Below are 25,276 nucleotides of genomic sequence, written 5' to 3'. Positions count from 1 at the left end.
ACAGATTCCTCACAGTTCCTTAATACCATTATATCTGAAATTCCCGGAGACCCTTAACACTATAACGACCTCTTTTATTAAAAATCCGTAGCGATTCCGGACAGCAGGCCGCAGACGGTCTGTTTTATTCCGTCAACATACTTTTACGGAATTCCGTAGGGCTCATCCCGCACTCCTTCTTGAACAGCTTATTAAATGTTTTGATATCCCGGAATCCGGACTGTACGCATACCTCCGTCACCAGAAGCTTTTCCGTCGTTATCAGCAGCCACTTTGCCCTGTCGATCCGCAGTCGTTTGATATATTCCTGAAATGTGATGCCCATTGCGCTGCTGAAGTATCTGGATAAATAGGTACTGTTAAATCCCACCTCATCCGCGCAGGACTGCAGCGTAATATCCTTGTAATAATGCAGAGCGATATATTCCAGGATGTGCCTGATCTGAACCACATCCTTTTCCCGCGCCCCGATTTCCCTCTCCGGCATCTCCCGCAGAGCCGCTAATATCAGTTCACTGATCAGAGCCTTCACCGACAGTTTCCACGCATAGCCCTTTTCACTATATTCCTGGTACAGCTTTCCCACGATCTTCGACACCTTCTCCTGGACTGCTTCTTCCCAGTGTCTGCTGAACATATCCCTCTTTTCCAGCTCTTTGCGGATCCACAGTTCCTCCTGGTTCTCCTTCGTCCTGCTTCCCAGCAGCCGCAGATCCAGCAAAACCGAGAGTCTCTCACAGTCCGGCTTTCCATTCCCGATCTCATGGCTGCCAAAAGGCGGAACGATCCAGACATCCCCTTGCCGCAGCTCATACGCTTCATTCCCATAAAATACCTGCAGTCTCCCCTTCCGCAGCATCAGGATCTCCAGTTCCTGATGGCAGTGGTTCATGAACGGAAGATTCCCCCGCATCACCGCACATTTAAGTGGATACTCCGCATTCTTCATGCTATTTTCGTAAATCATAACGCCGCGCCTCCCGGTTGTGTTCATCCAATGTTTTTCATGAGTATATCACAAATATGCCTGTAAATAAACTTCCCCGCGTAAAACCGCGGGGAAAAGCCCAGATCTCTATATGTACATTTTCTTATTTATCTGATCTCATTAATAAAACCTTCTATTACATCTAATACCGGCTGTTTCAAAAAAGCATCTCCTCCATGTCCGGCTCCTTCTAATTTATAAAATCGCACATCCTTTCCATAGGCTCTCATCTTTTCATAAAATTGCACGCTTTGTTCAAAAGGCACGATCTCATCCTTATCACCATGCATGATCAAAACTGGTCTGACTTCTTTTGCCTGCTCAATATAATGAACAGGGCTGGCTGTTTGGGCAAGCTCCAGCCTGTCATCCAGAGGATACCCGCCCAGAAGCATTCCCACCGGACTTTTCGCTGAAGTATGGTCCTGTGTCTCAGACTGTCTCCTGATTGACAGCAAATCTGTCGGACCATAAAAATCTATAAATCCCTTGATATTTAATTCACCGTCTTCATCATTATACATCTGTTCCATCGTAAGAGCCGACATCAAAATGGTATGCCCACCTGATGAATCCCCCCAGGCATAGATACGTTCCGTATCAATCTGATACTCTCTGGCATGTTCCTGCAAGAATCTTACTGCTGTTTTAAAATCTTTGATCTGGGCCGGGAATGGGGATATATAAGAGGGACGGTATTCCACAATAGCTACAATATATCCCCTTGCAGCAAATTCACACAGTCCATGGAGCTGAAGCCCCAGGATCTGTTTTCCCCATCCGGATCCCTGCACAAAGACCACGAGTGGATATCTCTCTCGCCCCGTCTGCGGCGTCAGGATTTGAAGATGTAGCGTGGCCTCATCCTTATCCGCATAAACCTGATTTAAATCCACCTTCACATAGTCAATATTACAATCCGCCTTTAAGACTTTCATACCCGCCGGTTCTGAACCGCCGGCTTTTTGCAGATCTCCACATGACATTCGATCGCCTCCTATTCTGCCTCTTTTCCCTTTTTCCAGTTTTCGTACTGTTCCTGCTTTTCAGCAATTACTCTATCAATCCCGCTTTTTTCCAGTTTTTCCAAAAAATTCGGAAGCTCAACTGACGGATCAAGTGCGCCCAGGGTTAATCCATTTACATATTCATTTAAAACAGACGTACAGGCTGCCGCTTCATTTTTTACATTCTGCGGATTATAATTAAATCCAAGACAGCTCATCGGCTCTGCTATATCACGGAAAGCAATTTCTTCGTCATGGCTCTGGACCGTATGTGTTTCATGAAAATATGTAAGCATTGCGTTTCCATACATATAAGACTGGTCCCCCGGATATTTGCTTGTACTTGGATCCACCCCTTCCGGATATGCGATTTTTCCATCCTCTATTTTCACATAATGCTCTCCTTCGATTCCGTATGCCAGCAGATTTACCAGTTCTTCGCTTCCATAAAGCAGATTCAAGAACTTCATAGCCGCTTCTGGTTCTGTCGAAGTGACCGGAATACAATTCGCGAATATCGTGATTCCATTGTCGATCGTGGGCAGTTTGAGATTTACGGAATACACCTCATATCCATTTTCTTCACCCACAAAATTATTCCTTCCAGTATTGATTCCAAACGCAAAAAGCCGTCCACTCTGCATCAAAGACCCAACTGACTCTGTTGTGACAGCGGCATCCTTCATGATATATCCATCCTGTGTCCATCCATACATAGTGCTGCACAGCTTCTCAAAATTCTCTGTCGCATATAAATTTTCTATCTCCGTGCCATGTTTCAACATCACTCCAAGTTTATCTGACAATCCATCATAACTGACCGCAAGATGTGCTCCCCATGGATAAAAAATTTCCAGTTCAGGCTCATTTTCTTTAATCGTCTGGAAAATATGTTCCAAGACTGCTATATTCTCATCCATATCCATAATGTCATCTACCATCTGAAGTTTCTCAACTTCCTCTTCAAGACCATATTTTTCAATCAGGTCTTTTCTCATCTGGATTCCCCATGTCCCTACTCCCGCACTGTTATTCACCAGCGCATAAATGTTTCCGTCAACGGTTGTTCCATCAATAAATGCCTCTGGCAGGATTTCCTTAATATCACTGCCATGCTGTTCCAGAAGTTCGTTCAGCGAAGTCAGTTGGTTTTGGTTCAAAAGTGATGCCCATATATTTGTTCCCGCCGTTGTAATAATATCTACTTTCTCCTGACTGGCCATCACAAGACTGATCTGATTCGTATAATCCGCAAATGATATTGGATTCAGTTTTACCCTGACACCAATCTTTTCCTCCGTGATCTTATTCACCGCTTCCTGCACCTTCTGCAGATCTTCCGGTATCATCCCGGACATCTGCGCGTACATCCAGGTAATTTCCTTAATCTCGCCGGAATCTTCGCCCTGCCTCTCTTTATTTGATGCTTCATTCCGCACATTTTTGTCCTCTGCATCACCAGAATCTTTCCCCCTGCCGCAACCAATACTGCTTCCCATTAAACAGACCACCAAAAAAAACAGCCATACCTTCTTTTTCATGTTCCTCAAAATCTTCATCATGATCCCCTTTCTTTTTTCTGCCTTTCCAACAATTATTTATAATTCAGTATAGCAAAAGTAAACACCTTTTTTTCAAAGAAATCCGACTTTATCAGAAAAGATCCCGACTCTTTTCCCATAAAAAAAGAAAATGTTTTAAACGCCGCAAAACATTTTCTTTTTATTAGCATTTTTTCTAATATTTTAGGATAAAAATGTAAACTCTCCGAAAACCGTCACTAAAAAAATAATAAAATTTCTCCTGGATCTGTCCTCATGCTTCACACCAGGCGAATCCCCTTTCTCAAAAAGTCAATATCATTTTATCCGAATATACCGAGCAGTTCCTTTTTCTTGGCCTTAGCAGACTTCTTGGCTGCATTTCTGCCTACAGATACGGCTTCAGATTCTTAAGAACCACCTGGTATCCATTTGCGTACATATGGACCCCTTCCACCGTAAATTCTCTCCTGAGCATTCCGCGTTCGTCGCACAATCCGGCATTGACGTCAATATAATGATATCCCATCTTTTCCGCCAGCTTCTTCACCGCCTCATTCGCGATCGGGAGGTTCCGGTTATTGCGGTTGACGAACATCGCCCCCGCCCATTCCGTCTCCGGAACCTTATCCGTCTCATTGACCGGATAATAAGCCATCATATAGACCTCTGTTTCTGGCAGACGCTCCTTGATCTGCATCAGAATTCTTTCATAGTTCTCCAGCATGGATTCCAAAACCGCCTCAAATGACCGTGACGCATCGCTGATGTCATTGGTTCCGATATTGATAAAAATTTTGGACGGTTCCGTACCGAAAATCTGTTCCTCCATATTTTCCAGCATATCCGAAGTTGTAAAGCCTCCGACTCCGCGGTTGTAAATGGTCAGTCCCAACCCCTCGTTCATCATCAGCTCATGGATTGGAAACTGTTCCATCAATGAAGAACCGGTAAACAAAATTTTTCCCTTTTTTACCGTCTCATTCAAAACACGGTACTTCTCGATCTTCTCCTGCTGTTCCCTTTTCATAAATCCCTGAATGATTTCCATTGTTTCCATTTGTCTTCTCCTCTCTTTTTTTCATCTATAACTGTTCCGAACGCAGGTGCAGACTATCCGCTGCTCACGGTGCCGTCATGTGGCTTTTCGTTACATATAACCATTTTCCGTGAACCGGTTGTATCAGAAAGTCTTGCCGCACGCTGCCGCTTTTACTATAATAGTATCGCAGCCATATATCATTTTCAATCATCTGTGAGGTATCTATGGATTTACTACAGTTAAAATATTTTCGTGAACTCGCCCGTACACAGCAGCTTTCAAAAACAGCGCAGAAGCTGCACATCGCCCAGCCCTCCTTAAGCCAGACCCTGAAACGTCTGGAAACCGAGCTTGGCTGTTCTCTGTTCGACCGCCAGGGAAAAGGAATCTGCCTGAACCACGCCGGCACGATCTTCCTCCGTTATGTGGAACAGGTCTTTACTGCCCTTGACAATGCCCGGCTGGAACTGGATGAGCTGAAATCCAGCGTGGATCAGACGGTCTCCCTCTATGTAGGCTCCGCCTCCATGCTCCTTCCTGCCATCGTCCGGCGGATCCAGGAAAAGGATCCGGGCATCCGCCTGCAGATCACACAGCAGCCGCCCTCCCCGAATGACCCGCTCCCGGCATTGTCCCTGACCTCCGTGCACACCCTCCTGCCGGACAGCAACAGCCGGATCTTTCTTCTGCGGGAGCCCATCAAAGCGGTCCTTCCCTCCAACCACAGGCTGGCGGACCGTTCTGCCCTGACTCTGGACGAGATCCGCGGGGAATCCTTCTCAGAGCTGGTTTCCGGAACCAACCTGACCTCCATTGTACGGCATTACTGTGAACGCTATCGTTTTTCGCCAAATGTCACAACCGTCGCGGATACGCCGGCTGTCATGCGGGACCTCCTTCCGCTCGGACCCGGGATCGCGTTTATCCCGGAATATACATGGCATGATTTTCTTACCCCTTCCATGTCTCTCAAAGCGGTCTCCGGGATGCCCATGGAGCGATTTTTGATGCTGTCCTGGAATCCGGAAAGTTTCCAGACCTCTGCGGTCCGGACCTGCCGGGATGTGATCGTCCGCTATTTCAAAGAATATACTCAAGCGCATCCTGTTACGTCCGTTCAGCCGCTTCACAACACATAATCCGCGATTCCAAGGATCAGCGGAAGTGTGATGATGCACAGCAGCGTACTGAGCGTCACCTCTTTCACGGACTGCATATAATCCTGCCCGTACAGCTGGGCGAAGATTGACACGTTGGAGCCCACCGGAGCCGATGCGGCGATCAGGATCGTCAGCTTCAGCATATGATATTTTTCTGGAAACACAAACAACAGCGCCATCGTCAAAACCGGGATCACTATGAGCCGCACCAGAGCACAGCGGTAAACCACACGGCCGGAAAACAACGACCGGAGCGGAACCTGCCCCAGGTAGACTCCCAATACGATCATGGCCAGCGGGCCGTTCATGGCTGCGATCGTACCGACCACATTTTCTGCGGTCTCCGGGAGGGATACCGGAAGCAGGAACAATGCGATGCCTGCCAGAAAGCTGAGGAGGATCGGATTGGTTCTGAGCCTTTTCACGGAAATCAAAGACCGGTCACCCGTGATCGTGACCAGTCCGTATGTCCACTGCAGGATGTTCAGCAGCGCAACATAGGAAGAGACATAGAATACCGCCTCTTCCCCCAGGGTCATCTGTACCAGCGGAATCCCGATGAACCCTGCGTTGGAAAACGCGGCTCCGAACCGTTCGATTCCCTGTTCTTTTGAAAATGCGATCCGGGCCGCGGCAATCGAAAGCAGAAGCGACAGCAGAGCGGCCAGGAAGGATACAAAAAGCCCTTCTAAGCGCTCCCGCGAAAAATCCGCAAGATAGGATTTCAGGATTGCCGCCGGCATAATGATATGCAGCAGAATCCTGCCGATATCCGCGCTTCCTCCGGCGCTGACCAGCTTCTTTTTATACAGGAAATACCCAATCATCATATATACAAGCATCACCAGATTCTGCCTGAGCAGCAGCACTACAATCTCCATCGGACAACCTCCGCTTTCTATTCATAGAATATTTTCTTTCGCTGTTCGATGGAATTATACCACAGACATCCGGCAGAATAAAATACATATTATGCTATCTGTTGATAGGCTGGATGCTATGAGTTACATGTCACACACTGACCAATCACTACGCTGATTGGTCAGGAGGATGCACATAAAAGCTGGGATTCAGGCCGTCCATTGCCGCAGGCAATTTAAAATGACGGCCTGAGTTACAGGGCACGCCTGGTCAAGGTGTGACCTGTAACTGCTATGAAAGCAGTCCTTTGCATCCGGGGTTTCAATATACACCTTTGTCTCCCCATTTTCCAATCGTTCTGAATGGACAATCTCTGTATTGTCTTCCAGTGTCATCTTTTCAGCAATATATTGCGATAAACAGCACTGCAAATGGATGAGCAATGCTGTACTAGAATGAAACTACTCTATACTTGGAATACTTTCCGCCACACAATAATTCCAGGCGGCCTTCATCCTGCAATTTTTTGATTATCGTATATGCCTGGGAAGGAGTTACTTTTAGCAGTTCAGCAACATCCTGCTTTGTAATGATCCCATTTTGAGTATCCGCAAGTTTCATTACTAATTCCGGATATCTGATACTGTCAATGTCCGTCTGACGAACATATTGAATGCCTTTCTTGTTTTCCCGATAAATTTTTTCCTCAGAATATACGTACGGTTATTTCCTTTCCCGGACGCTTCTTTCAATCCTAACTCTATCATAGCTTCTATTGCAGATCTCACCTTATTCCCGCTCAAATTTGTCAATTCTACTATTCGATCCACAGTACTTCTTCTTTCATTGTTCAAAACTGAACGAATCATTAAAGTATAGATAGACAACGGTTTTCCCCGCCTGTTTTGTTCCTCTGCGACAAACTTTGCAAATGGCATATCCGCTTTCGCTCTTTGAATAAATAATTTCACATTTCTGCTTGTAGACTCTGAATAATCCGGCCAGGGTCTTCCATATACAATAGACCCCTCAAAAATCCTGTCGATCCCCCGGCCTGTTTTTTCTGCCAGACCGATTCTTTTCATTGCATCAGCAAGTGCCGGATTCCGCCCATGCGGCTCTACGGTAAGGAGATTTTTCAGATTCACTCCATCTATAAAACCGCCTGGGTTACTGATACACATTCCTTCATCGTCTATCAGCACCCTTACCGCGCCAAGTATCGTATAATCTCTATGGCAAAATGCATTTACGAAGCCTTCACGGAAAGCAGCCCAATCAAATTCCGGAATTGGAATCCTAAATAATCCATATTCCGTCTCTCTTTCAGGATTCCATGCTTTCACATACATTTCAAAGTTTTCAAAAAGCTCAAGTAATGATTTATTGCTGTCCTCATTCATTCGGACCGCAGTTCCTTCCAGAACCTGAAATACAGCTTTAGCTGTGGGTATCAATTCTGCGATCCGGTCTTCTTTTCCAATCAAAAGCATACCCGTCACTGTCGGGACATACTTTCCGGCAGCCTCTGTAACAAGACGCAGCGCAATATCTAATTCATCATCCGGAAGCGCAAGAAGGTTCTTTTCTCCGCCCTGCCTGCTTTGAATAATTTTACGCAGTCTGACCCGTTGGTTTGGATCAAGATCATCCAATGTAGCCCCTGCAAGGGGCTGGGCTGAATAGTCAAGCATTCCCAACTCTGCCAGCCGTGATGGGATTTCATAGGAATACATGGGAATCACTTCCGGACTGCCGTCAAATTTTAGCCTTCTTCTTAGAATTTTACCAGATGCAGTTGATACAACGCCTCGGCTTCTCGGCACTTCAATTTTCAGGACATCCAAATTCTCTTCCGTAATAATTTCTGCTCTTACAGAAATTGGCGGAACCGTGCTGTTTGCAATCAATGCCATAACACCAATGGAATCCTTATGCTTTTTATGAACTCCGGTAACCATGCCATCATCCTCAACTCCAAGGAACAGAAATCCTCCTGCCGTATTAGACATACCTATAATTTCTTCTATCAAATCGTGATCCGGGTAACATTTGAAATCACTTTTGAACTCAGTATCCAAAGTCTTCTTTTCGGGAATGTACGCATTTCAATCCCTCCTGATCTCTAATTCAATTTTGGTATAACTCATTTTAATTCAATAATCGAGTTAAATTTCTAATTTTAACTCGATTATTGAATTAGAAATCAAACACTCTCCTCAAAGAAATCCTTACAGGTTCCCGCTTTTCATAGGGGATGGTCTGTGAAATCCTTTGAGGGATCGTAGCCCTTCTCCCACCCGGTTTATGCTTGGATGGGGTGGGTAAGCGTCCTGAATCCCTCTAATCAGACATTAGAACAGTTAAAACCCCTTATTCAAGAAGCATATGAATTTTCAGCCGAAAAATTCGAGAAGAGAAAATAGATCAGGGGCTATCATTCCTGATATGCCCCTTCCTTGAGTAAATAACATTGAGTGTGACCAGTCACTCCTATCCTTCGATCGCCCTGCGCATTGCTTCCTGATGACGGCGTACCTGCTCGATGCTGTCCACGCCCACGTCGCGCAGATGCTCTCCGCCTTCATACTCGGAACTCAGGAAGCCCTTATATCCGGCTTTCTTAAATGCCTCTACCACCTCCGGGATGGCAACTGCCGTCTCCACATAATCCTCATGCACATTGTAGAACTTCGCATGGGTATGGAAAATGTAATCAATGTTGTCGATCAGATCCTGCGGCTCGGACCAGGAATATGTAAAGGATGCCCCGGCGTAAGCCTTATCTGCCGGGCCGCCGCCTGCCTTTTCTACAGCGTCCATCATTTCCTTCATGCCGTTGGCCATCCGGTATTCCATGTTGGCTTTGCCAAGGTTCAGATCGTATTTGATCTTTACAAATCCTTTTTCAAGACGCTGTGCATAAGAATCGTCTACGATCTTGATGCATTCCTCGGATGCGCCCTGCCGTCTCGCCTTATCCCGCAGCACATCCGGAATGTTCCTGCAGAAGATTCCCATATCCGGAATAAATCCGAAATGCTTCGTTCCGGTCTTGTGGATCATTTCCATATATCCGTCCGCCCAGCCGGAATTTAATGAAAACGGCGCGTGCACCTCCAGCCCGATCTTTACATCCATTTCCGCGGCATAGTCCAGGCTTCCTTCAATCACGTCCATGGGAGTGGACACCAGGGTACGCAGATTCTTAAATCCCAGCATGGAAGCCAGACGGATGTCACGCTTCATCATATTGATCTGCTCGCCCAGCGACAGGGTCCGGTTGTCATAGATCTTATTTTCCAGAAACGCATCATAGCAGGATGGCTCCAGGTTGTATTTTTTCAGCCATCCAAACCACTGGTCTCTGAACTCCTGTGTCTCGATCGGAAGCGGGAACCTGCGGATCATCTGCTCCGCCAAAAGCTCCACACCGGTTGCCCCTGTCTTCGCAGTCTCTCTCAGACAGCCCTCCAGGTCTAATTTTCCATCATAATATTCATCCTGATAACTATACAGGGAAACGCTTCTTTTGATATCATAGCTCATAATTTTTTCCTCCTGCTTTTTTTCTAAGTCTTATGAAACGGCCCCATGGCCGTCACGGATGCCCCCGGGTTCATGATCTGACAATTGCCTCAGGCAATCTCAAAATCTGCTTCACACAATGCCTCTGTCTGGAACGGCATATAGGATGGGGCAATGATCTGCATAGCCTTGATATGATGCGCTCCCTTTGCAAGCCCGCCTTCCTTTTGCACAGTCACTGTCGCATAATCGCCAAATTCCCAGCGATAATCAGAATCTACTACGGTGCGCATTTCTTCCAGCGTGAAAGTCTCCCCGTTCACGGTAAAACGGATATCCTCCCGTGCCGCATCCTCTCCGTCCACATTGACCTGGATGTCACGCACGATGGATAAGGTAAATCCACGATAGTACTGCGCCTTAAACTGAAACTGATATCCCGTAATCTTTCCATTTTCTTCTACATTCTTAAATCCATCCGGATTATAAATCTGTCTGCCCGCCATTTTCTTCCCTCCTGCATTTATTGTAACCAATTTATGCGATGCGCTGTTCTTCTCATCCGTCCGGAACTGCAGGTCTCAGACACGTCTGCTTTGCAGACTATTCACTGCTTCGCAGCTTATGTCCGAGACTGATTGGGCGTCCCGCCCAATACCACTCTGTGAAAACAGATCTTTGCAAGCAAGCTTCCACGATCTGCTTTCACAGAGTGCTGCTGTTCCTGACTTTTAATCAAAGTATACTTCTTTTCCTGTCTCTGCGGATTTGTAGATTGCTTCCAGGATCTGGGTCACTACAAATGCCTGCTCCGGTTTTACGAGGGGCTCGCCGTCGTTGATAATTGCGTTCAGCCACTGCTCCTGCTCCCTCACTGCCTCTGCTGCCGCGCCGCCCTCGAAGAAGTCTACCACGCCTGCCGGGGAGATGGTCTTTTCCATCAACTGGTTGTGCTCTACCGTGTTATAGATCAGCTCGTCCTGGGGATAGCTTCCGCCGTGATGGATCTCGGCTCCGCCCTTGGTTCCGCACAGTGTGGTGGATGCTTCCATGGACTTCAGTACGTTCAGCGCCCAGGATGCTTCCAGATAAATGGTCGCTCCGTTTTTCATCTTTACAAGACCAAATGCGGAATCCTCTACCTCAAAGGTCTCCGGATCCCATGGGCCGAATACGTTTCCTTCCGGGCCGTCCGCCTGGCGTCCCAGCTTGTAGAATACCTGCCCGGATACGGAAGCCGGCTCGTAGTTGTTCATCATCCAAAGTGTGATGTCCAGCGCATGGGTTCCGATGTCGATCAGCGGACCGCCGCCCTGCAGCGCCTTGTTCGGGAATACGCCCCATGTCGGAACCGCTCTTCTTCTCAGAGCATGTGCCTTTGCAAAATAGATATCCCCAAGCTCCCCTGCTTCACAGGAAGCATGCAGTGTCTGGGTATCGTCACGGAGACGGTTCTGGTAGCCGATGGTAAATTTCTTGCCGGATTTCTTCCATGCGTCCAGCATCTTCTGTGCGTCCTCGGTATTGTGCGCCATAGGCTTTTCGCACATCACATGCTTGCCTGCCTCAAAGGAAGCAACCGTGATCGGGCAGTGCGCCACGTTGGGGGTACATACGTGAACCACATCAATCTCAATGCCCGTATCCGCCAGCATTTCCTTGTAATCGGTGTAAACCTTCGCGCCCTCTGCGCCGTATTCTTTACATGCCTTCTCTGCCCGCTCCGGAATGATGTCACAGAACGCTACCATAACAGCCTTGTCCTCATTCGCCTTGATCGAAGGCATATGCTTCTGATTTGCGATACCGCCGCATCCAACGATTGCTACTCTCAATTTGCTCATTGTTTTGTTCTCCTTTTCTTTTTCTCTTACCTTGATTCATATTATACCGAATCCCTCTAATGAAAACTTTCTTTGAATTATCCAGATTTATCCCCTTATTTGGACTTTTTTCCAGGCAATAAAAAAAACAGGACAAAAAAGCTATATCTTTTTTTGTCCTGCTGTAATAAAGAGGTGCCTTAGTTACCTGTCAGTTCATTCTTTCAGGAATCATTTAATAGATTTCTAATTATCTCTTTAGATATCCTTATTTATAATTTGTTTTCTCGAAATCAGCCACGAAATCGCATAAAGTAATACACCTACAATAGTCACAAGACCACAAGCGAGCAGCTTGTTATCAATTAGCAGCGCAGCTCCTACAAATACAAAAGAGGAAAAAGGGTACGCAATGATTAAAGCCAACATACTTTTTTCTTCACTAAGCAGGAATGTGAGTGGTATTGTCATGCTTCCAGAAAGCAATGCCATAGCAACGCTGATGCCAACAAACAGCATCATAGATTGATCGTCAATTTGACCTTTTATAATGGATACCACAACACCCAGAATGACACCTAAAAGCAAACCGATCCCACTAAGTAGTAAATACAAGATATATTTACAGTCTAAAACAGCCGTTCTGGATACAGGTAAAACAATCGAAACTTTTTTCCAACCAGAGTTTCTGTCCATATTTATCGTCGTTACAGAGATCATTCCGAGCATAACAGTTGCAATTACAGTTAAAACCCATGTGGAAGTCAAAAAAGACATTCCTATTCCAACCACTGCAAAAACTACGAGTATGATATATAGCACAGACTTGATTAAATAATAATCTTTCAGTAATAAGCCTTTCATTTTATTTCCCCCTTTCCCCTTTTATATAGAGAAGCATAATTTCGTCAATCGAAGCTGAATCAATCAGTGCTTTGGGATATTTTTTCTTCATGGCAGCACGATCAGCAACCAGTGCCTGCCATTCATAGTCCATCTTGCGATATACGATGATGTCCGATTGATCCAATGCCTCGAACTGTGCGGCTCCACACTTAATGATACCATACTGCTCGATCAGCTCATCCTTCGGCTTTGAGAATACTACTTGCCCTTCGTGAATAAAAACAATGTAGTCAGCAATTTTTTCAAGGTCAGTAGTGATGTGCGAAGAAATCAAAATAGAATGCGTTTCGTCCTGTGCAAAGTCCAATAAGATGTCTAATATATCATCTCGTATGACGGGATCAAGCCCGCTGGTGGCCTCATCCAAAATCAGCAGCTTAGAATTATGGGACAAGGCAACTGCGATTGCCAATTTCATTTTCATTCCTTTTGAAAATTGCTTCATCGGTTTATCAGCAGGTAAAGAAAATTTTTTCAAAAGGTTCAGGAATGTGTGTTCTTCCCATGAATGATAAATGTCTTTCATAACCCGGTTGAGTTTTCGGGTAGAAAAGATTTCAGGATAGTTATTGCCGTCAAATACGACACCAATCTGTTCCTTGATTTCGTTATCTAGCTGCTCTTTACCTAAAACGCAGATGCTGCCTGCCTCTTTCTGAATAAGTCCCAGCACTGCATTGATAGTTGTACTTTTTCCGGCTCCATTTTCACCAATCAGTCCTACAATAGAACCACATGGAACAGAAAATGAAACTCCATTCAACATAAAATCTTTATATGTCTTAGTTAGACCTGAAATAATTAAAGCATCATTCATTCTCCATCATCCTCCTGATACATAAGGGTTAGCAAATCGGTCAACTTGTTGAGAGATATTCCGCTTGTGCGGGCAATTTCGATTGCCTCTGTAAATTTTTCCTCTATCTTCTTTTGTTGTTCTTCAAGATAGAAGTCTTGGTTTTGTGCCGACACATAGCAGCCTTTTCCAGCAGTTGTTTCAATAAAACCATCTTCCTGCAAAGTTGCATAAGCCTTTTGTACTGTAAGAATACTGATGTGCAGCGATTTTGCCAATGAACGCACAGACGGAATCGCTTCACCAGCTTTCAGTTCTCCACTTATAATAGCCGCTTTAATCTGTGAAGAAATTTGCTCATACAGCGGTCGGCTTGCTTTATTGCTTACGACTATTTCCAAATTCTCACCACCATTTCTTCTTTAACTGTATTACTACTGCAAATACAGTATAGTACATATAAAGACAGTTGTCAATATGGCAGACAGCCATATCATAGAAAAAGTTCTTACAGGTCTCATAAAACCTGTTCTGGAAAAGCCTTCTTATGCCCTTCATGATGCCTGTGGCTTTCGAACAGATTATCAGTTCATAGCAAAAAGTAAGATGAAAACAATTCAGAAAAAAAGGAAAGGACGGGAATAAATTACCATAGCCCGTGACAACAAAAAAACTGCTATACCCCAGTAAATATAAGGGATATAGCAGTTTTTTCTTTTTTTAAACTGTGAAAGACGGAATTTTATAAGCTGTAATACCACATGTCAAAATAATCGATACAAAAAAGTATTCCTAAGGTCTTACGAACATAACAGCACTCGTATCTAACACCCCTGCCCCTTTAGAAACTCCAAAAACCTTTCCACGCCTCCCCCCACCATTTTCACCCCTTCCGGCCGCTGCCCGCTTACCTCCGACACATCAAAAAAATCCCCCGCCGAAGTCCGCCCGGTACGCATAAAGCTGTCGCTGCCGAAAATGTTTTCTTCTATCCCCACATATTCATCTCCCCAAAACGCACAGTCCCTGGCCTGGATGCCGCTTTCCCGGGATATGCGGCCGAGGATCGCGTCTACGTTGTCACTTTTGCTGGACACCCCCACCTCCAGATACTTTGCGTCACAGGTGGGAACCACCTTGATCCCATAATCCTTCCCGATGGAAACAGCCAGCTCCAGCAGCTCCATGAGCCCTCTGCGAATCCTATGGTTTTTCAGCTTTTTCCGAAGCAAATGGAGTTCGTCCTCCTGCATAAACAAATGGTCTCCCCTCAGATTGTCCGCCATCAGGTCAATCTTGCAGTAGTTGGGCCTGCAAAAAACGATGTCCGTATCCAGTCCGTACTGCTCTTTCAGCCGGACATGGATCTCAAAACAGATCCGGTGGATATCCAGCAGCGTTTTCTGATCCGGGATCTTGTTTTCAAAGATATAGGGCGTCCCATCCCGAAATTCATAATTATAAGCCCCCCGCCCCAGGCCCAGGTATAGATTCTCAAGCTGTTTTTTCGTAAAATACTCTTCTATACGCCCGCCTGCGATATTTTCCAGGGTGGTCCCGCTGATCACCGCCAGCTTCACCCCCTTCTCCAGCAGCGGCCGCATTGCCGATACTGTCGCCTCTGCCGGCGCCGTCCTGGATGTCACTGCGGTACCGTCCCAGTCAAAAAAGACCGCCTTATATTTTTTCAACGTGTCTCCCTCCGTTCTCCTGAATGCAAATTTCCTTTCCGCCGATATAAAATGTGATCTTCTCCCCCTCTTCCAGGGTAAACTCCGCCTGTCCCCGGGAAACCCCGATCCTCAAAAGAGACCTTTTGTACCGGAGCTTAAAGGAATAGCTTTCCCACTCCGAAGGAAGGGACGGAGAAAACTTAAGCCTCGAATCCTGGCACCGCAGCCCGGCAAACCCGTTTACAACCGCCTGCCATGTACCCGCCATGTTTGCCCCATGGATGCCCGCGTAAAAATTATGATGGTAATCATCCAGATCCATCCTGGCCGACTGTGAAAAATACCGGTAAGCCTCGTCATAGTACCCGATGTCACATGCCACAATCCCGAAAATACAGGTAGACAGGGAGGAGTGATGAAGAGTCACCTCCTGGTAAAAGTCGTAGTTCCGCCGGATCTCTTCCTTCGTAAAAAGATGGCTGTGCAGATACATCCCCAGGATGGCGTCGGCCTGCTTGGACATCCGGTGCCGCATAATAAACAGCGGATGATAATTCTCATACAGCCAGGCCCGTTTCTCCTCAGGTATCCTCGATTCGTCCCAGGGCCTGCGCATCATGAATCCATCGTCAAGGGGGTAGACCTGCCGGGCTTCGTCATATGGAAAATACATGTGATCTATGATCTTCTGCCAGAGCTTCAATTCCTCCTCCGAAAAATCCAGTTTCTTTTTCAGGCGTGCAAGTGCTTCCCTGTCGTGCCGGGCCAGATATTCCACCGCTCCTTTCGCGTCCCGGAGATTCTCCCTGGCCATCAGGTTTGTGTAAAAATTATTGTCCACAAGCACATTGTATTCGTCCGGCCCGGTCACGCTGCAGATACAATATCTGCCCCCTTTGCACTCCGCAAAGCTGCCCACATCCGCCCAGACCCTGGCGGTCTCGATGAGGATTTCCGCTCCCTTTTCTTTCAGGTAGTCCACATCCCCCGTCACCTGCAGGTACAGGGACAGTGCATAGGCAATATCTGCGTTGATATGGTATTGGGCGGTTCCCAGCGGATAATAGGTGGATGCCTCCTCCCCGTTGATGGTGCGCCAGGGGAACAAAGCGCCTTTGTCATGCCCCAGAATCCGGGCCCTTTCCCTGGCCTGTTCCAGGGTGCCGTACCGGTAGTCTAAAAGACGCCTGGCCGTCTCCGCCTCGGTATACACAAACACCGGCAGCACATACATCTCCGTATCCCAGAAATAGTGTCCCTCATACCCCTCTCCCGACAATCCCTTGGCCCCCATTCCGGTCCTGCCGTCCCTTCCCGCGGACTGCAGGATATGAAACAGGTTGAACCGAAGCCCCTGCTGCAAAGCCTCGCTGTCCTTTCCCTGAATCCGGATATCCGCCGTGTCCCAGAACCGTCCCATATAGGCTTTCTGGCTCTTTTCCAGTCCCCCGAAGGTTTTCTCCTCCGCTTCTTCTAAGAGGTCCAAAATATATCCCTTCAAATCCTCTGCCGGCAGATCCAGATCCGTGGAATAGCAGAGCATTTTTTCCAACACCACGGCGGAGCCCTCCTTCGCCTCTGCTGTCAAAACCGCCGTCCCTTCCAGTTCCTCTATACAAAACTCCCATCCCGTCTCACATCCGCTGCCGGATACCCTGTGGCTGCACCCGCAGGCTGCGGTGAGCCGGCTGTTTTTCGTAATCCCTTCATAATACAGGCGGTGTCCTTCCCCCTCCAGCCTGAGAGGTTCCAGCCTTCGGCCGAAGGGACCGTAATCCACGATCGGATTCGTCTTTCTCGTATGGTTTTCCACATCCGCCTGCAGCCTTGACCGGAACTGGATCTTCCCGGAAAAATTCAGCGGTGTGACCTGAACGCGGATGGCCATGATATTTTTCATTTCAAAGGACACCAGCCTTTGGAACCGGATCTCGGCCTTCCTTCCCCGGGGCGAAGTCCAGACCAGGCTCCTTTTCAGCACCCCGTCCTTCATATGCAGGATTCTGGAGTAGTTTTCTATCGTCCCCTCCTCCATGGTGAACCATTCATCCTCCAGGAGCACCCTTGTCTCTTTCATATTCGGCAGGTTCAGCAGGGACTGGCTGAACAGCGGCGATCCGAAATTCGCTTCCCCGTAGCGGATCTGCTCACTCTCATAGAATCCATTTACAAAATTCCCTTCCAGCCCGGTGTCTATGTCAAAATCATAGGCTTCCTCAAACGTCCCCCGGGTTCCGATGTACCCGTTGGAGAGGGAAAACGTCGTCTCATTCCTATAATTATATTTCCGGTCAAAGGAAGTCTCCGTAATGGTCCAGGGCTCCACAGGGTAGATCGGCTTTATTTCCATATTCATCATTTCCGGTCACACTCATCCTTTCACTGCGCCTGCGGTCAGGCTTTCCATCACCTGTCTCTGCAGGACGATAAACACCAGGATCGTCGGCAGCACGGTCATCACCACCGCCGCAAACAATGCGGAATAATTGTTGGCAAAGGTTCCCATATAATAATTCAGCGCAATCGGAACCGTCCGCGCCGTATCCCCGCTTGTAAGCATCAGCGCAAAATAAAACTCATTCCAAGTATTGATAAACTGCAGAAGTGCGATCGTCACCAGCCCTGGCTTCGCAAGAGGCAGGATGATATGGACAAAGGTCTGCAGAAACGACGCGCCGTCAATATAGGCGGATTCTTCCAATGCAGTGGAAATGGTTTTATAATAGCTGACCATCACGAAAAACGACATCGGAATCCCCATGGCGGAATACACGATGACCAGTCCCAGCTTGGTATCAAAAATCCCCAGCTTCTGGAAAATCATAAACAGCGGCTGTGAGATCGCCTGGGCCGGAAGCATCAAAGACGCGGAGATAAAAAGAACCACCAGCGTTTTCAGCTTAAAATCAAACCGGGAGACAATGTAGGCGCACATGGCAACCAGAGCCACCGTGACAAGCACGCTGCTGCCCACGATCACAATGCTGTTGAAAAAATATTTCGCAATCGGCGCGTACTGAAACGCCGCCTTATAATTGTCCAGATTGAAGGACGACGGCAGGGACAGCGCGGAGGAATTGATCTCCGCATAGGTTTTGAAGGAACTCAAAAAGGCCCAGAGGATCGGCCCGACTGCGATGGCCGTAAATACCGCCATGAACACATATTTGCATAATTTCGCAATGGATTTCATCTCTTTTTCTCCCCCTGTTCTCTCTTTTCCTGGAACATCCTCTGAATCAGAAGCACCAGGATCAGCCCGATGGCAATCTGTACGGTTCCCACCGCATTTGCCTTTCCGTAGTTGTTCTCAAGGGTTGCCGCCTTGTACAGATAGATAGGCAGATTCAACGTCGTATTCCCCGGCCCCCCTTTTGTGGTCATGTAAATGATGTCGAACTGGGATACCATGGCCACCGAAGCAAGGGTCACACAGGTCCCGAAGATATTTTTCATCAGGGGCAGGGTGATATACCGGTCCAGCTGCCAGGGGCTGGCCCCGTCCACCGTGGCGGCCTCGTAGATCTCCTTGTCAACCGCCCCCATCTCTGCCAGAAAGATGATCGTATTGAATCCGGCGTAGAAAATCCACGTAGCGGTAACGGTCCAGAACGCGTATCTGGAATTTCCGAACAGGTTCGGCACCTGGCTCACCTCCACCCCGATCATTTCCAGAAACGGCTTTACGATCCCGAAGGTGGGGTTCAGAAGCAGCGTAAACATCACCCCCGTGGCGGCCGTGGGTACAATATTGGGGATCATATAGGCCGTGCGCACCACCTTCCAACCTTTGGGCTTGCGTCTGAGGACCAGCGCCATCACAAGCCCCAGGGACACATGGAAGGTAGACTGCAGAAGCACCCACACCAGGGTATTTTTTATGGATTCCAGAAAATCCCCGTCCCCGAATATGTTCACGAAATTTTTCACCCCCGCGAATACCGGCCCGGAAAAGGTCGTATAATCACAGAGCGACGTATAAAGCACCGTGACGATCGGAGCCGCGTACACCAGGGCGAACAACAGCATGCAGGGCATGGTAAACAGCACGATCCACAAGCCTTTATTTTTGATTCTCATTGTACAAATCCTCCCAGTATAAAAAGGGGCAGGCCCGCAAGTATCGTCACCGTTGCAGTTCACGGCCTGATCGGCCGCAAACTGGAACTGCTTACCTGCAGACCTGCGGTTTGTCTCTGACTTACTCCTGATTCTTTGCCGCGGATTCCGTCAGTTTGCTGCAAAATTCTTCTGGTGTGATATTTCCGAAGGCCAGCTCCGGAAGCTCTGTCGAGAAGGTATCGATGGTGTTCTGATACCAGTACGCCTGATTCTGTCCATAGGTGGCCTCGGCCTCGTTCTGGATCTGCAGTACCTCCGCCATCAGCGGGTCGCTCTCCGTAAGGTCCTCCGGGATATCCAGGTCATTAGATACCGGCTGCAGCCCTGTCATTTCCAGCGCCTTGATCTGATTCTCCGGGCTGGTCTCAAATTTCAAAAACGCAACAGCTGCTTTGATCTTCTCCTCATCCGATGCCCCTACCATATCCCCGGGTGTGGGAACCATTTCCATGCCCCGGCCCGGCATCAGCATAATACCCACCTTATCATAAAATCCTTCCGGCGCTTTTTCCGTCTGGGAGAAATCCGGAATCATCCAGGGGCCGTTGGGGATCATCGCGATCTCCCCGTTGAAGAAGTGGGTCGCCATGGGGTCGTATTTCCCGCCCACCGCATCGTCTGTGGTGTATTCCTGGAACATCCTCTGGATCGTCTCCGCCGCGGCTTCCACCTCCGGCGTATTAAAGTCGTCTGGATACATGGTATTCATCCATTCATTTCCGGCCTCCCCGCTTGTGCCGATCAGGGCGCTCATCCACAGATTGGTAAGCCACCCCATATCTGCGGTGTCCATGCCCACCGGCGTGATTCCCGCTTCTTTCAGCTGATCGCAGGCCGCAAAGAAGTCGTCCCAGGTCTCATACCCTACCTCCGGCACTTCCACCTTCGCCTTCTCAAAAAGCTCTTTGTTGTAATAGATGTAAGAAATTTCCTTGGAAACCGGTACTCCATAGATCTTCCCGTCTACCGTATTGAAGTCCAGCGAGGTTTCATCAAACAGCGCTTTCCACTCCGGATCTTCCTCAAAATACTGGGTCAGGTCCGCCACCTTCCCTGACTTAGCCGCCAGTTCGGTGATGTTGTTCCCGCCGTTGAACACGATATCCGGCAGATCCCCGCTGGAGATCAGCAGCTTGATCTTCTGGTTGTAAGCGTCCGTGGTCGGAATCTCCTCAAATTTGAACTCTACGTTCTTCCCTTCTTCGGTTTTCTGAAATTCCTCGAACAGGTAGGCGTAGTAGTCCGCCGCGTAATCCGTTCCTACGTGGTAGTTGATGACATTCAATACGGTCTTTCCCGTATCTTCCGATGTTCCGCCGGATTCCGTCTTGCTTTCCGTCCCCTGTCCCCCGCCGTTTCCGCAGGCTGCCAGGCCCAATACCATCGTACCCATAAGCGCAGATGCAAGTACCCTCTTCAAATAGTTCTTTTTCATGCTCGTTCCTCCTACATTTTTTGCCGCCGGTTTGTAGGGCAGACAGATCCTCCGCCTGCCTGTATGGAATCATCTCCCATACGTCTCGGCTTTCCTTAAGCTGGTTCTATTATAGTACGCCTGCTGCCCGGATTTGAATAAAGGGATATGCTGTGTTCTTTGAATTTCATAGCCGGAACACCCTCTCATCGGCCCCCGCCCTCCCGGCGTTGTGCATTGCTTTAAATTATTTGCTGCTTTCTTTGGAATTTTTTGCTTCCGCCCCAAAACCGATTGAAGACAGGGGCGGATTATGTAATAATAATATGTAATAAGAATTGCGCCGATGCGCAAGCAGGTCATCAATTTTCTTGCGAAAATTGGTGACAAATGATAGTCAAAGACCCCGCAGCAAGCTGACAGGGCATCAAAATTCTAGCGCAGCAAGCTGCGGGGTATTTGACCCTCGCGGCAGTCGCCAAATATCCATGCAAGCATGGCTACTTGGCTCGTTGCTTCGCGGGAATAAATGGAATACAGATAAGGATGGAAAAAAACAGATATGAACAGAAGCAACACGATACACATCCCCTCCCTGCGCTCCTTCATCACCGTTACCGTTTCCCTGATCGTAACCCTCATCCTGCTCTGTTCCTTTTTCTTCTATTATATAAGGACAGACCGGATTCTTACAACCAGTTATGAACACTCTGTCACCGGCCAGTTTGGACAGGTCAACCAGAAGATCAGCGACCAGGTGGATTCCATTGACTCGGTCATCCCCCTTTATGTATCCAACGCCTCCATTGCCGGGATTTTAGAGGATACCGCCCACAAGCCGCTGAGCTCGGAGCGTAAGATCCATATAGAAAAACAGATGACGGACCTCTATTACAGCACGCCCCTGTCCGCAAAAAATTTTACAAACGGGATCTACATCCTGAACGTGCAGGGGGACGTATTCCGCATATCCACCTCCGCCTCCCCTGCCGGGAGCCTCTCCGGAAGCCATGAGCTCCTCCGGGATCTGGATCAAAAAGAACACCGGCTGACCTGCCGGATGCTGCCCTCAGACGGAAAAAACCTTTATTTTATCCGAAATCTTTTCAGCGGCAATACGGGAAGCTACAGCGGAACCTTCATCATCGCCGTGGACTTGGAAAAATGGCTTGCCTACTGTGTAAACGGACTGGCTCCTTCCTGGTTCATCTGCCTGTATGACCGGGACATGAATCTCTGTTCCAGCCGGGACATGGAACCCCAGAGCCTGGAGCTGCAGGCCGCGCTGGATCAGGGAAGTACGGCCTTTGTCTCCTTCCAGGAGCTAACGCTGTGCTCCGACGCATATTTTACCGCCGTGCAGAAGCTGGACAAGATCCAGCTCACCGCCGCCGTGGCCGCGCCGAAAAGCATCCTGTTCCAGGATCTCAACGATACTTTAAAGACTTACGTCCTGCTGCTGGCATGTACGGTATTGGCTGCGCTCCTCCTGGCCGTGATCGTCAGCCGGGCAGTCACCAGGCCCATTGACCGGATGATCTACCACATCAACCAGATCTCAAAGGGGGAGCAGGACAGCCTGCCGCCCATGAAGATGTACCGGGAGTTTCGGGTCTGGGCGGACGCCCTGAACCAGATGCTGAAGCAGCTGGATATCTACTACAACGACAATTTTCAGAAACAATTGCTGCTGAAAAGTTCGGAAATCCGGGCGCTGCAGTCGCAGATGAACCCCCATTTTTTGTTTAACGTGCTCAACACCATCGCATGGAAGGCACAGATCAGCGATCAAGAGGAAATCTATCAGATGATCATTTCCCTGGGGGAGCTTCTCAAGAAAAATACGCTGTCCAAAGAAACGGACTATGTGCGCCTTGCCCAGGAGATCGAGTATGTGAAGTTTTACGTCTACCTGCAGCAGATGCGTTTTGAGGACAAGATTTCCTGCGTATTCCAGGTTCCGGACGTGCTGATGGACTGTATGGTTCCCACGTTCTGCATCCAGCCGCTGGTGGAAAATGCGATCGTACACGGTCTGGAGCCAAAAGACGGAAAGGGACGGCTCATCGTACAGGTCATCCCGTCCGACGGCCGGCTCATGGAGATTTCCATTATCGATAACGGGATCGGCTTCGACCCCATCCCGGATATACGCAATATCCGGCCCTCCGGGGCGGACGCCCACACCCATGTAGGACTTTGCAACCTGGATAAACGGCTGGAGCTGCTTTTCGGGCCGGATGCCCGCCTGCGCATCGACAGCATCCCGGAAAAATGCACCACCATTTCCTTTCAGATTCCGATCCGCACAAAGGAGGAAGACCATGACATTCAAACTGTTAGTTGTTGACGATGAAGCCATCATGCGCAAAGGCATTGCCAATTTTATAGACTGGGATTCTCTGGACTGTAAGGTGGCCGGAACGGCCGGAAATGGAATGGAAGCCATTGAATTTATCAAAGCCAGTCCCGTGGATATCGTCATCACCGATATCAAGATGCCTGTGGCGGACGGCCTGGCCGTGGCAAAATTCATCTATGAGCATCAGCCAGAGATCAAAGTCATCCTGCTGACCGGATACGCAGATTTTGAATACGCCAAAACAGCCATCAAATATAACGTATCCGCTTTTATCCTGAAACCGACCAATAAAAAAGAGCTGATGGAAGCCATCCAGGACGCGCAGAAGCAGATCGTCACCTCCAGGAAACAGACCTCCATCGCCGAAGAAGAACTGGCATTTCTGAAAGACCAGCTATTGCTGGAAATGACCGGCTCCGCCTTCCTCCCCTCCTTTGAGGAGCGGCTTTCGAATCTGGGAATCCGTCTGGACCACTATTATGTAGCGGCATTCCAGATGGTCCCCCTGGAAAATGACACCGCCTTTTTAAAGAGCATTATCCTCGACGGAAAAAAGGACGCCTGCTGCTACCGCTACAACAACCTGATCATTGCGGTCTATTTTTTGGAGGGCCGCTGTGAATCTGTACCGGATGCGGTTCTGGAGAATTGCCGGGAGATCACCGTGATCGCCCGGACGCTGGATTCCCGGGAGGTGTCGGTCGGAATCAGCCGGTACCACAGCAGCGCTTCGGACTTTGGCTATGCCGTGTCCGAGGCGATCCACGCCCTGACATTTCATTTTTATTATGAAAAAAATATTGCCCTCTTCTCCGACGCGCCAGAGGACGCGGACTATGACCTGACCGCGGAAAACTCCCTGGATCTGTTCCATTTTGAGAACCACCTGCACAACTGGCTGTTTGAGGACGCCGGCGGGGTTCTGCATAAGATCTTCAATAAGTTTAAGTCCAATTTTGTCAACTCCGCGGATGCCAAAAATATCTGCGCCCAGATGTATTACATCTGCTGCCGGGTGCTCATCAAGCGTGAAAATGCCGCCCCTCCCGGCGAATACCTGTCCAGGATCACCCAGGCGTCGGATATCTTTTCCCTGGAACATACGGTCTTTGAACTGATGGCTTATACAAAGGATCATTTTGTAGGGACCGCCGCCCAGAACAAGCTGTTTGACCATGCGGTAAAATTCATCCACAGCCATCTTTCAGAGCCCTTGTCCCTGGAGGTCCTCTCGGACCATCTCCATATCTCCGCGTCCCACCTGAGCCGGACGTTTAAAAAGGTATGTGGGGAATCTCTGACGGAATACATCAATCACGTGCGGATTGAAAAAGCAAAGGAATATCTGCTCCGGCAGGATATCCTCGCCTATGAGGTCGCGGATCTGGTGGGATACCATGACGCCACGTACTTTTCGTCTATCTTTAAGAAATATACGGGGGTGAGCCCTACGGAATATCGGCAGGGGGCTTTGAAGTCAAATACCCCGCAGTAATGATGGGGCATCAAAATTCTAGCGCAGCAAGCTGCGGGGGGATTTGACCCTCGCGGTGGGCTGCCAAAGCCCTCTTAACAAACTTCTTTCCATATGCCCTATATCTCAATTATATCATCAACACATTTGTACAACTTATAGCATTTCTGATCACTTTCCTGCACAAATGTATTCATATCTTCTTCAAAATCTTCATAACTGTTTCTGACTTTATATAAATGATATCCTTCCTCCGTAGAACAAAGCGTAACAAAAGTAATTCCGACTTGCTTTCTCAGTTCCAAAATTCTTTTCTCACAATCATTCAAAAGAATATCTCCCAGATAAATCTTCCCGTCTCCTGTTTCAGCAATCTTTGTCCCCTGGTATCCGCTATGTACAGCCAAATAATTAACTCAAACTTCGCATTTGAATAAGCACAGATGCAGCTTGAAAATTCAATAAAAACTGGCAATAAAATAGCATGAAACCGTCTGGTTTGGTATAATTGAGTTGTCAAAAAACAATTAAAACCGGAGGCTCATGCTATGAATAAAAGTATAACACAAGCAAACCAGA

20 protein-coding genes and 1 pseudogene are annotated in these 25,276 nt (G+C 48.1%); 4 read left to right on the top strand and 17 right to left on the bottom strand.

Annotated features, from left to right (window positions below):
- Positions 1–124: 124 nt before the first annotated feature.
- The 4 genes from ACTOY7_RS10060 to ACTOY7_RS10045 form a co-directional block, all read right to left on the bottom strand.
- On the bottom strand, positions 125–967 hold the full coding sequence (locus ACTOY7_RS10060) for a helix-turn-helix domain-containing protein (protein WP_482670797.1): 843 nt from the start codon (positions 965–967) through the stop codon (positions 125–127).
- Between the two features lie 128 nt (positions 968–1,095).
- Positions 1,096–1,974, bottom strand: a complete 879-nt coding sequence (locus tag ACTOY7_RS10055; RefSeq protein ID WP_305181771.1) for an alpha/beta hydrolase fold domain-containing protein — start codon at positions 1,972–1,974, stop codon at positions 1,096–1,098.
- Between the two features lie 11 nt (positions 1,975–1,985).
- Positions 1,986–3,557, bottom strand: coding sequence for an ABC transporter substrate-binding protein (locus ACTOY7_RS10050; protein ID WP_305181770.1), 1,572 nt, complete (start codon positions 3,555–3,557; stop codon positions 1,986–1,988).
- Positions 3,558–3,924: 367 nt separating this feature from the next.
- On the bottom strand, positions 3,925–4,596 hold the full coding sequence (locus ACTOY7_RS10045; protein ID WP_302135902.1) for a GDSL-type esterase/lipase family protein: 672 nt from the start codon (positions 4,594–4,596) through the stop codon (positions 3,925–3,927).
- Between the two features lie 206 nt (positions 4,597–4,802).
- Between ACTOY7_RS10045 and ACTOY7_RS10040 the strand changes: the two genes are divergently transcribed.
- Positions 4,803–5,717 (top strand): LysR family transcriptional regulator, encoded by a 915-nt coding sequence (locus tag ACTOY7_RS10040; RefSeq protein ID WP_482670795.1) that lies wholly within the window; start codon positions 4,803–4,805, stop codon positions 5,715–5,717.
- Here the strand turns inward: ACTOY7_RS10040 and ACTOY7_RS10035 are convergent.
- Positions 5,705–6,619: an AEC family transporter gene (locus tag ACTOY7_RS10035; RefSeq protein ID WP_482670794.1), complete on the bottom strand. Its 915-nt coding sequence runs from the start codon at positions 6,617–6,619 to the stop codon at positions 5,705–5,707. The two genes, ACTOY7_RS10040 and ACTOY7_RS10035, sit on opposite strands and share 13 nt — an antisense overlap.
- A 603-nt stretch (positions 6,620–7,222) precedes the next feature.
- Positions 7,223–8,632 carry an RNA/DNA-binding domain-containing protein gene (locus ACTOY7_RS10030; RefSeq protein ID WP_482670793.1) on the bottom strand — a complete coding sequence of 470 codons (1,410 nt, stop codon included), beginning with the start codon at positions 8,630–8,632 and terminating at the stop codon, positions 7,223–7,225.
- 270 nt (positions 8,633–8,902) lie between these two features.
- Between ACTOY7_RS10030 and ACTOY7_RS10025 the strand changes: the two are divergent.
- A pseudogene (locus ACTOY7_RS10025) lies at positions 8,903–9,025 on the top strand (DUF6194 family protein); the annotation flags it as partial.
- A gap of 67 nt (positions 9,026–9,092) precedes the next feature.
- Here ACTOY7_RS10025 and ACTOY7_RS10020 read toward each other — a convergent pair.
- From ACTOY7_RS10020 to ACTOY7_RS09970, 11 genes are all read right to left on the bottom strand, one after another.
- Complete coding sequence (locus ACTOY7_RS10020; RefSeq protein WP_004082571.1) at positions 9,093–10,148, bottom strand: sugar phosphate isomerase/epimerase family protein; 1,056 nt, start codon at positions 10,146–10,148, stop codon at positions 9,093–9,095.
- An 89-nt stretch (positions 10,149–10,237) separates the two neighbouring features.
- A complete protein-coding gene (locus ACTOY7_RS10015; RefSeq protein WP_004082572.1) occupies positions 10,238–10,633 on the bottom strand; it encodes a C-glycoside deglycosidase beta subunit domain-containing protein in 396 nt (131 codons plus the stop codon).
- Positions 10,634–10,858: 225 nt separating this feature from the next.
- Complete coding sequence (locus tag ACTOY7_RS10010; protein ID WP_482672158.1) at positions 10,859–11,971, bottom strand: Gfo/Idh/MocA family protein; 1,113 nt, start codon at positions 11,969–11,971, stop codon at positions 10,859–10,861.
- Between the two features lie 237 nt (positions 11,972–12,208).
- Positions 12,209–12,814, bottom strand: a complete 606-nt coding sequence (locus tag ACTOY7_RS10005; RefSeq protein WP_482672157.1) for an ABC-2 transporter permease — start codon at positions 12,812–12,814, stop codon at positions 12,209–12,211.
- Position 12,815: 1 nt separating this feature from the next.
- The gene (locus ACTOY7_RS10000) at positions 12,816–13,673 is read right to left on the bottom strand and encodes an ABC transporter ATP-binding protein (protein WP_482671791.1); all 858 of its coding nucleotides are present in this window, start codon (positions 13,671–13,673) and stop codon (positions 12,816–12,818) included.
- Positions 13,670–14,053, bottom strand: a complete 384-nt coding sequence (locus ACTOY7_RS09995; protein WP_004082576.1) for a GntR family transcriptional regulator — start codon at positions 14,051–14,053, stop codon at positions 13,670–13,672. The genes ACTOY7_RS10000 and ACTOY7_RS09995 overlap by 4 nt, the downstream gene beginning before the upstream one ends.
- Before the next feature lie 423 nt (positions 14,054–14,476).
- Entirely contained in the window at positions 14,477–15,343 is an 867-nt protein-coding gene (locus tag ACTOY7_RS09990; RefSeq protein WP_482671790.1) for an HAD family hydrolase, read from the bottom strand.
- Positions 15,330–17,681: a glycoside hydrolase family 65 protein gene (locus ACTOY7_RS09985; RefSeq protein ID WP_482672162.1), complete on the bottom strand. Its 2,352-nt coding sequence runs from the start codon at positions 17,679–17,681 to the stop codon at positions 15,330–15,332. Before ACTOY7_RS09985 ends, ACTOY7_RS09990 begins: the two co-directional genes overlap by 14 nt.
- 15 nt (positions 17,682–17,696) lie before the next feature.
- Positions 17,697–18,518 carry a carbohydrate ABC transporter permease gene (locus ACTOY7_RS09980; RefSeq protein WP_004082580.1) on the bottom strand — a complete coding sequence of 274 codons (822 nt, stop codon included), beginning with the start codon at positions 18,516–18,518 and terminating at the stop codon, positions 17,697–17,699.
- Positions 18,515–19,405, bottom strand: coding sequence for a carbohydrate ABC transporter permease (locus ACTOY7_RS09975; protein ID WP_300826509.1), 891 nt, complete (start codon positions 19,403–19,405; stop codon positions 18,515–18,517). Before ACTOY7_RS09975 ends, ACTOY7_RS09980 begins: the two co-directional genes overlap by 4 nt.
- 121 nt (positions 19,406–19,526) lie before the next feature.
- Positions 19,527–20,882: an ABC transporter substrate-binding protein gene (locus tag ACTOY7_RS09970; protein WP_300826508.1), complete on the bottom strand. Its 1,356-nt coding sequence runs from the start codon at positions 20,880–20,882 to the stop codon at positions 19,527–19,529.
- A 541-nt stretch (positions 20,883–21,423) separates the two neighbouring features.
- Here ACTOY7_RS09970 and ACTOY7_RS09965 point away from each other — a divergent pair.
- Both ACTOY7_RS09965 and ACTOY7_RS09960 read left to right on the top strand, forming a co-directional pair.
- Positions 21,424–23,211 (top strand): sensor histidine kinase, encoded by a 1,788-nt coding sequence (locus tag ACTOY7_RS09965; protein WP_482671965.1) that lies wholly within the window; start codon positions 21,424–21,426, stop codon positions 23,209–23,211.
- Positions 23,186–24,718 carry a response regulator gene (locus ACTOY7_RS09960; RefSeq protein ID WP_004082587.1) on the top strand — a complete coding sequence of 511 codons (1,533 nt, stop codon included), beginning with the start codon at positions 23,186–23,188 and terminating at the stop codon, positions 24,716–24,718. Before ACTOY7_RS09965 ends, ACTOY7_RS09960 begins: the two co-directional genes overlap by 26 nt.
- Positions 24,719–25,276 lie beyond the last annotated feature (558 nt).

The sequence above is a fragment of the Schaedlerella sp. genome (assembly GCF_056796775.1).
The sequence above is the reverse complement of the archived record's forward strand: the minus strand, read 5'-3'. Positions and strand labels throughout refer to the sequence as shown.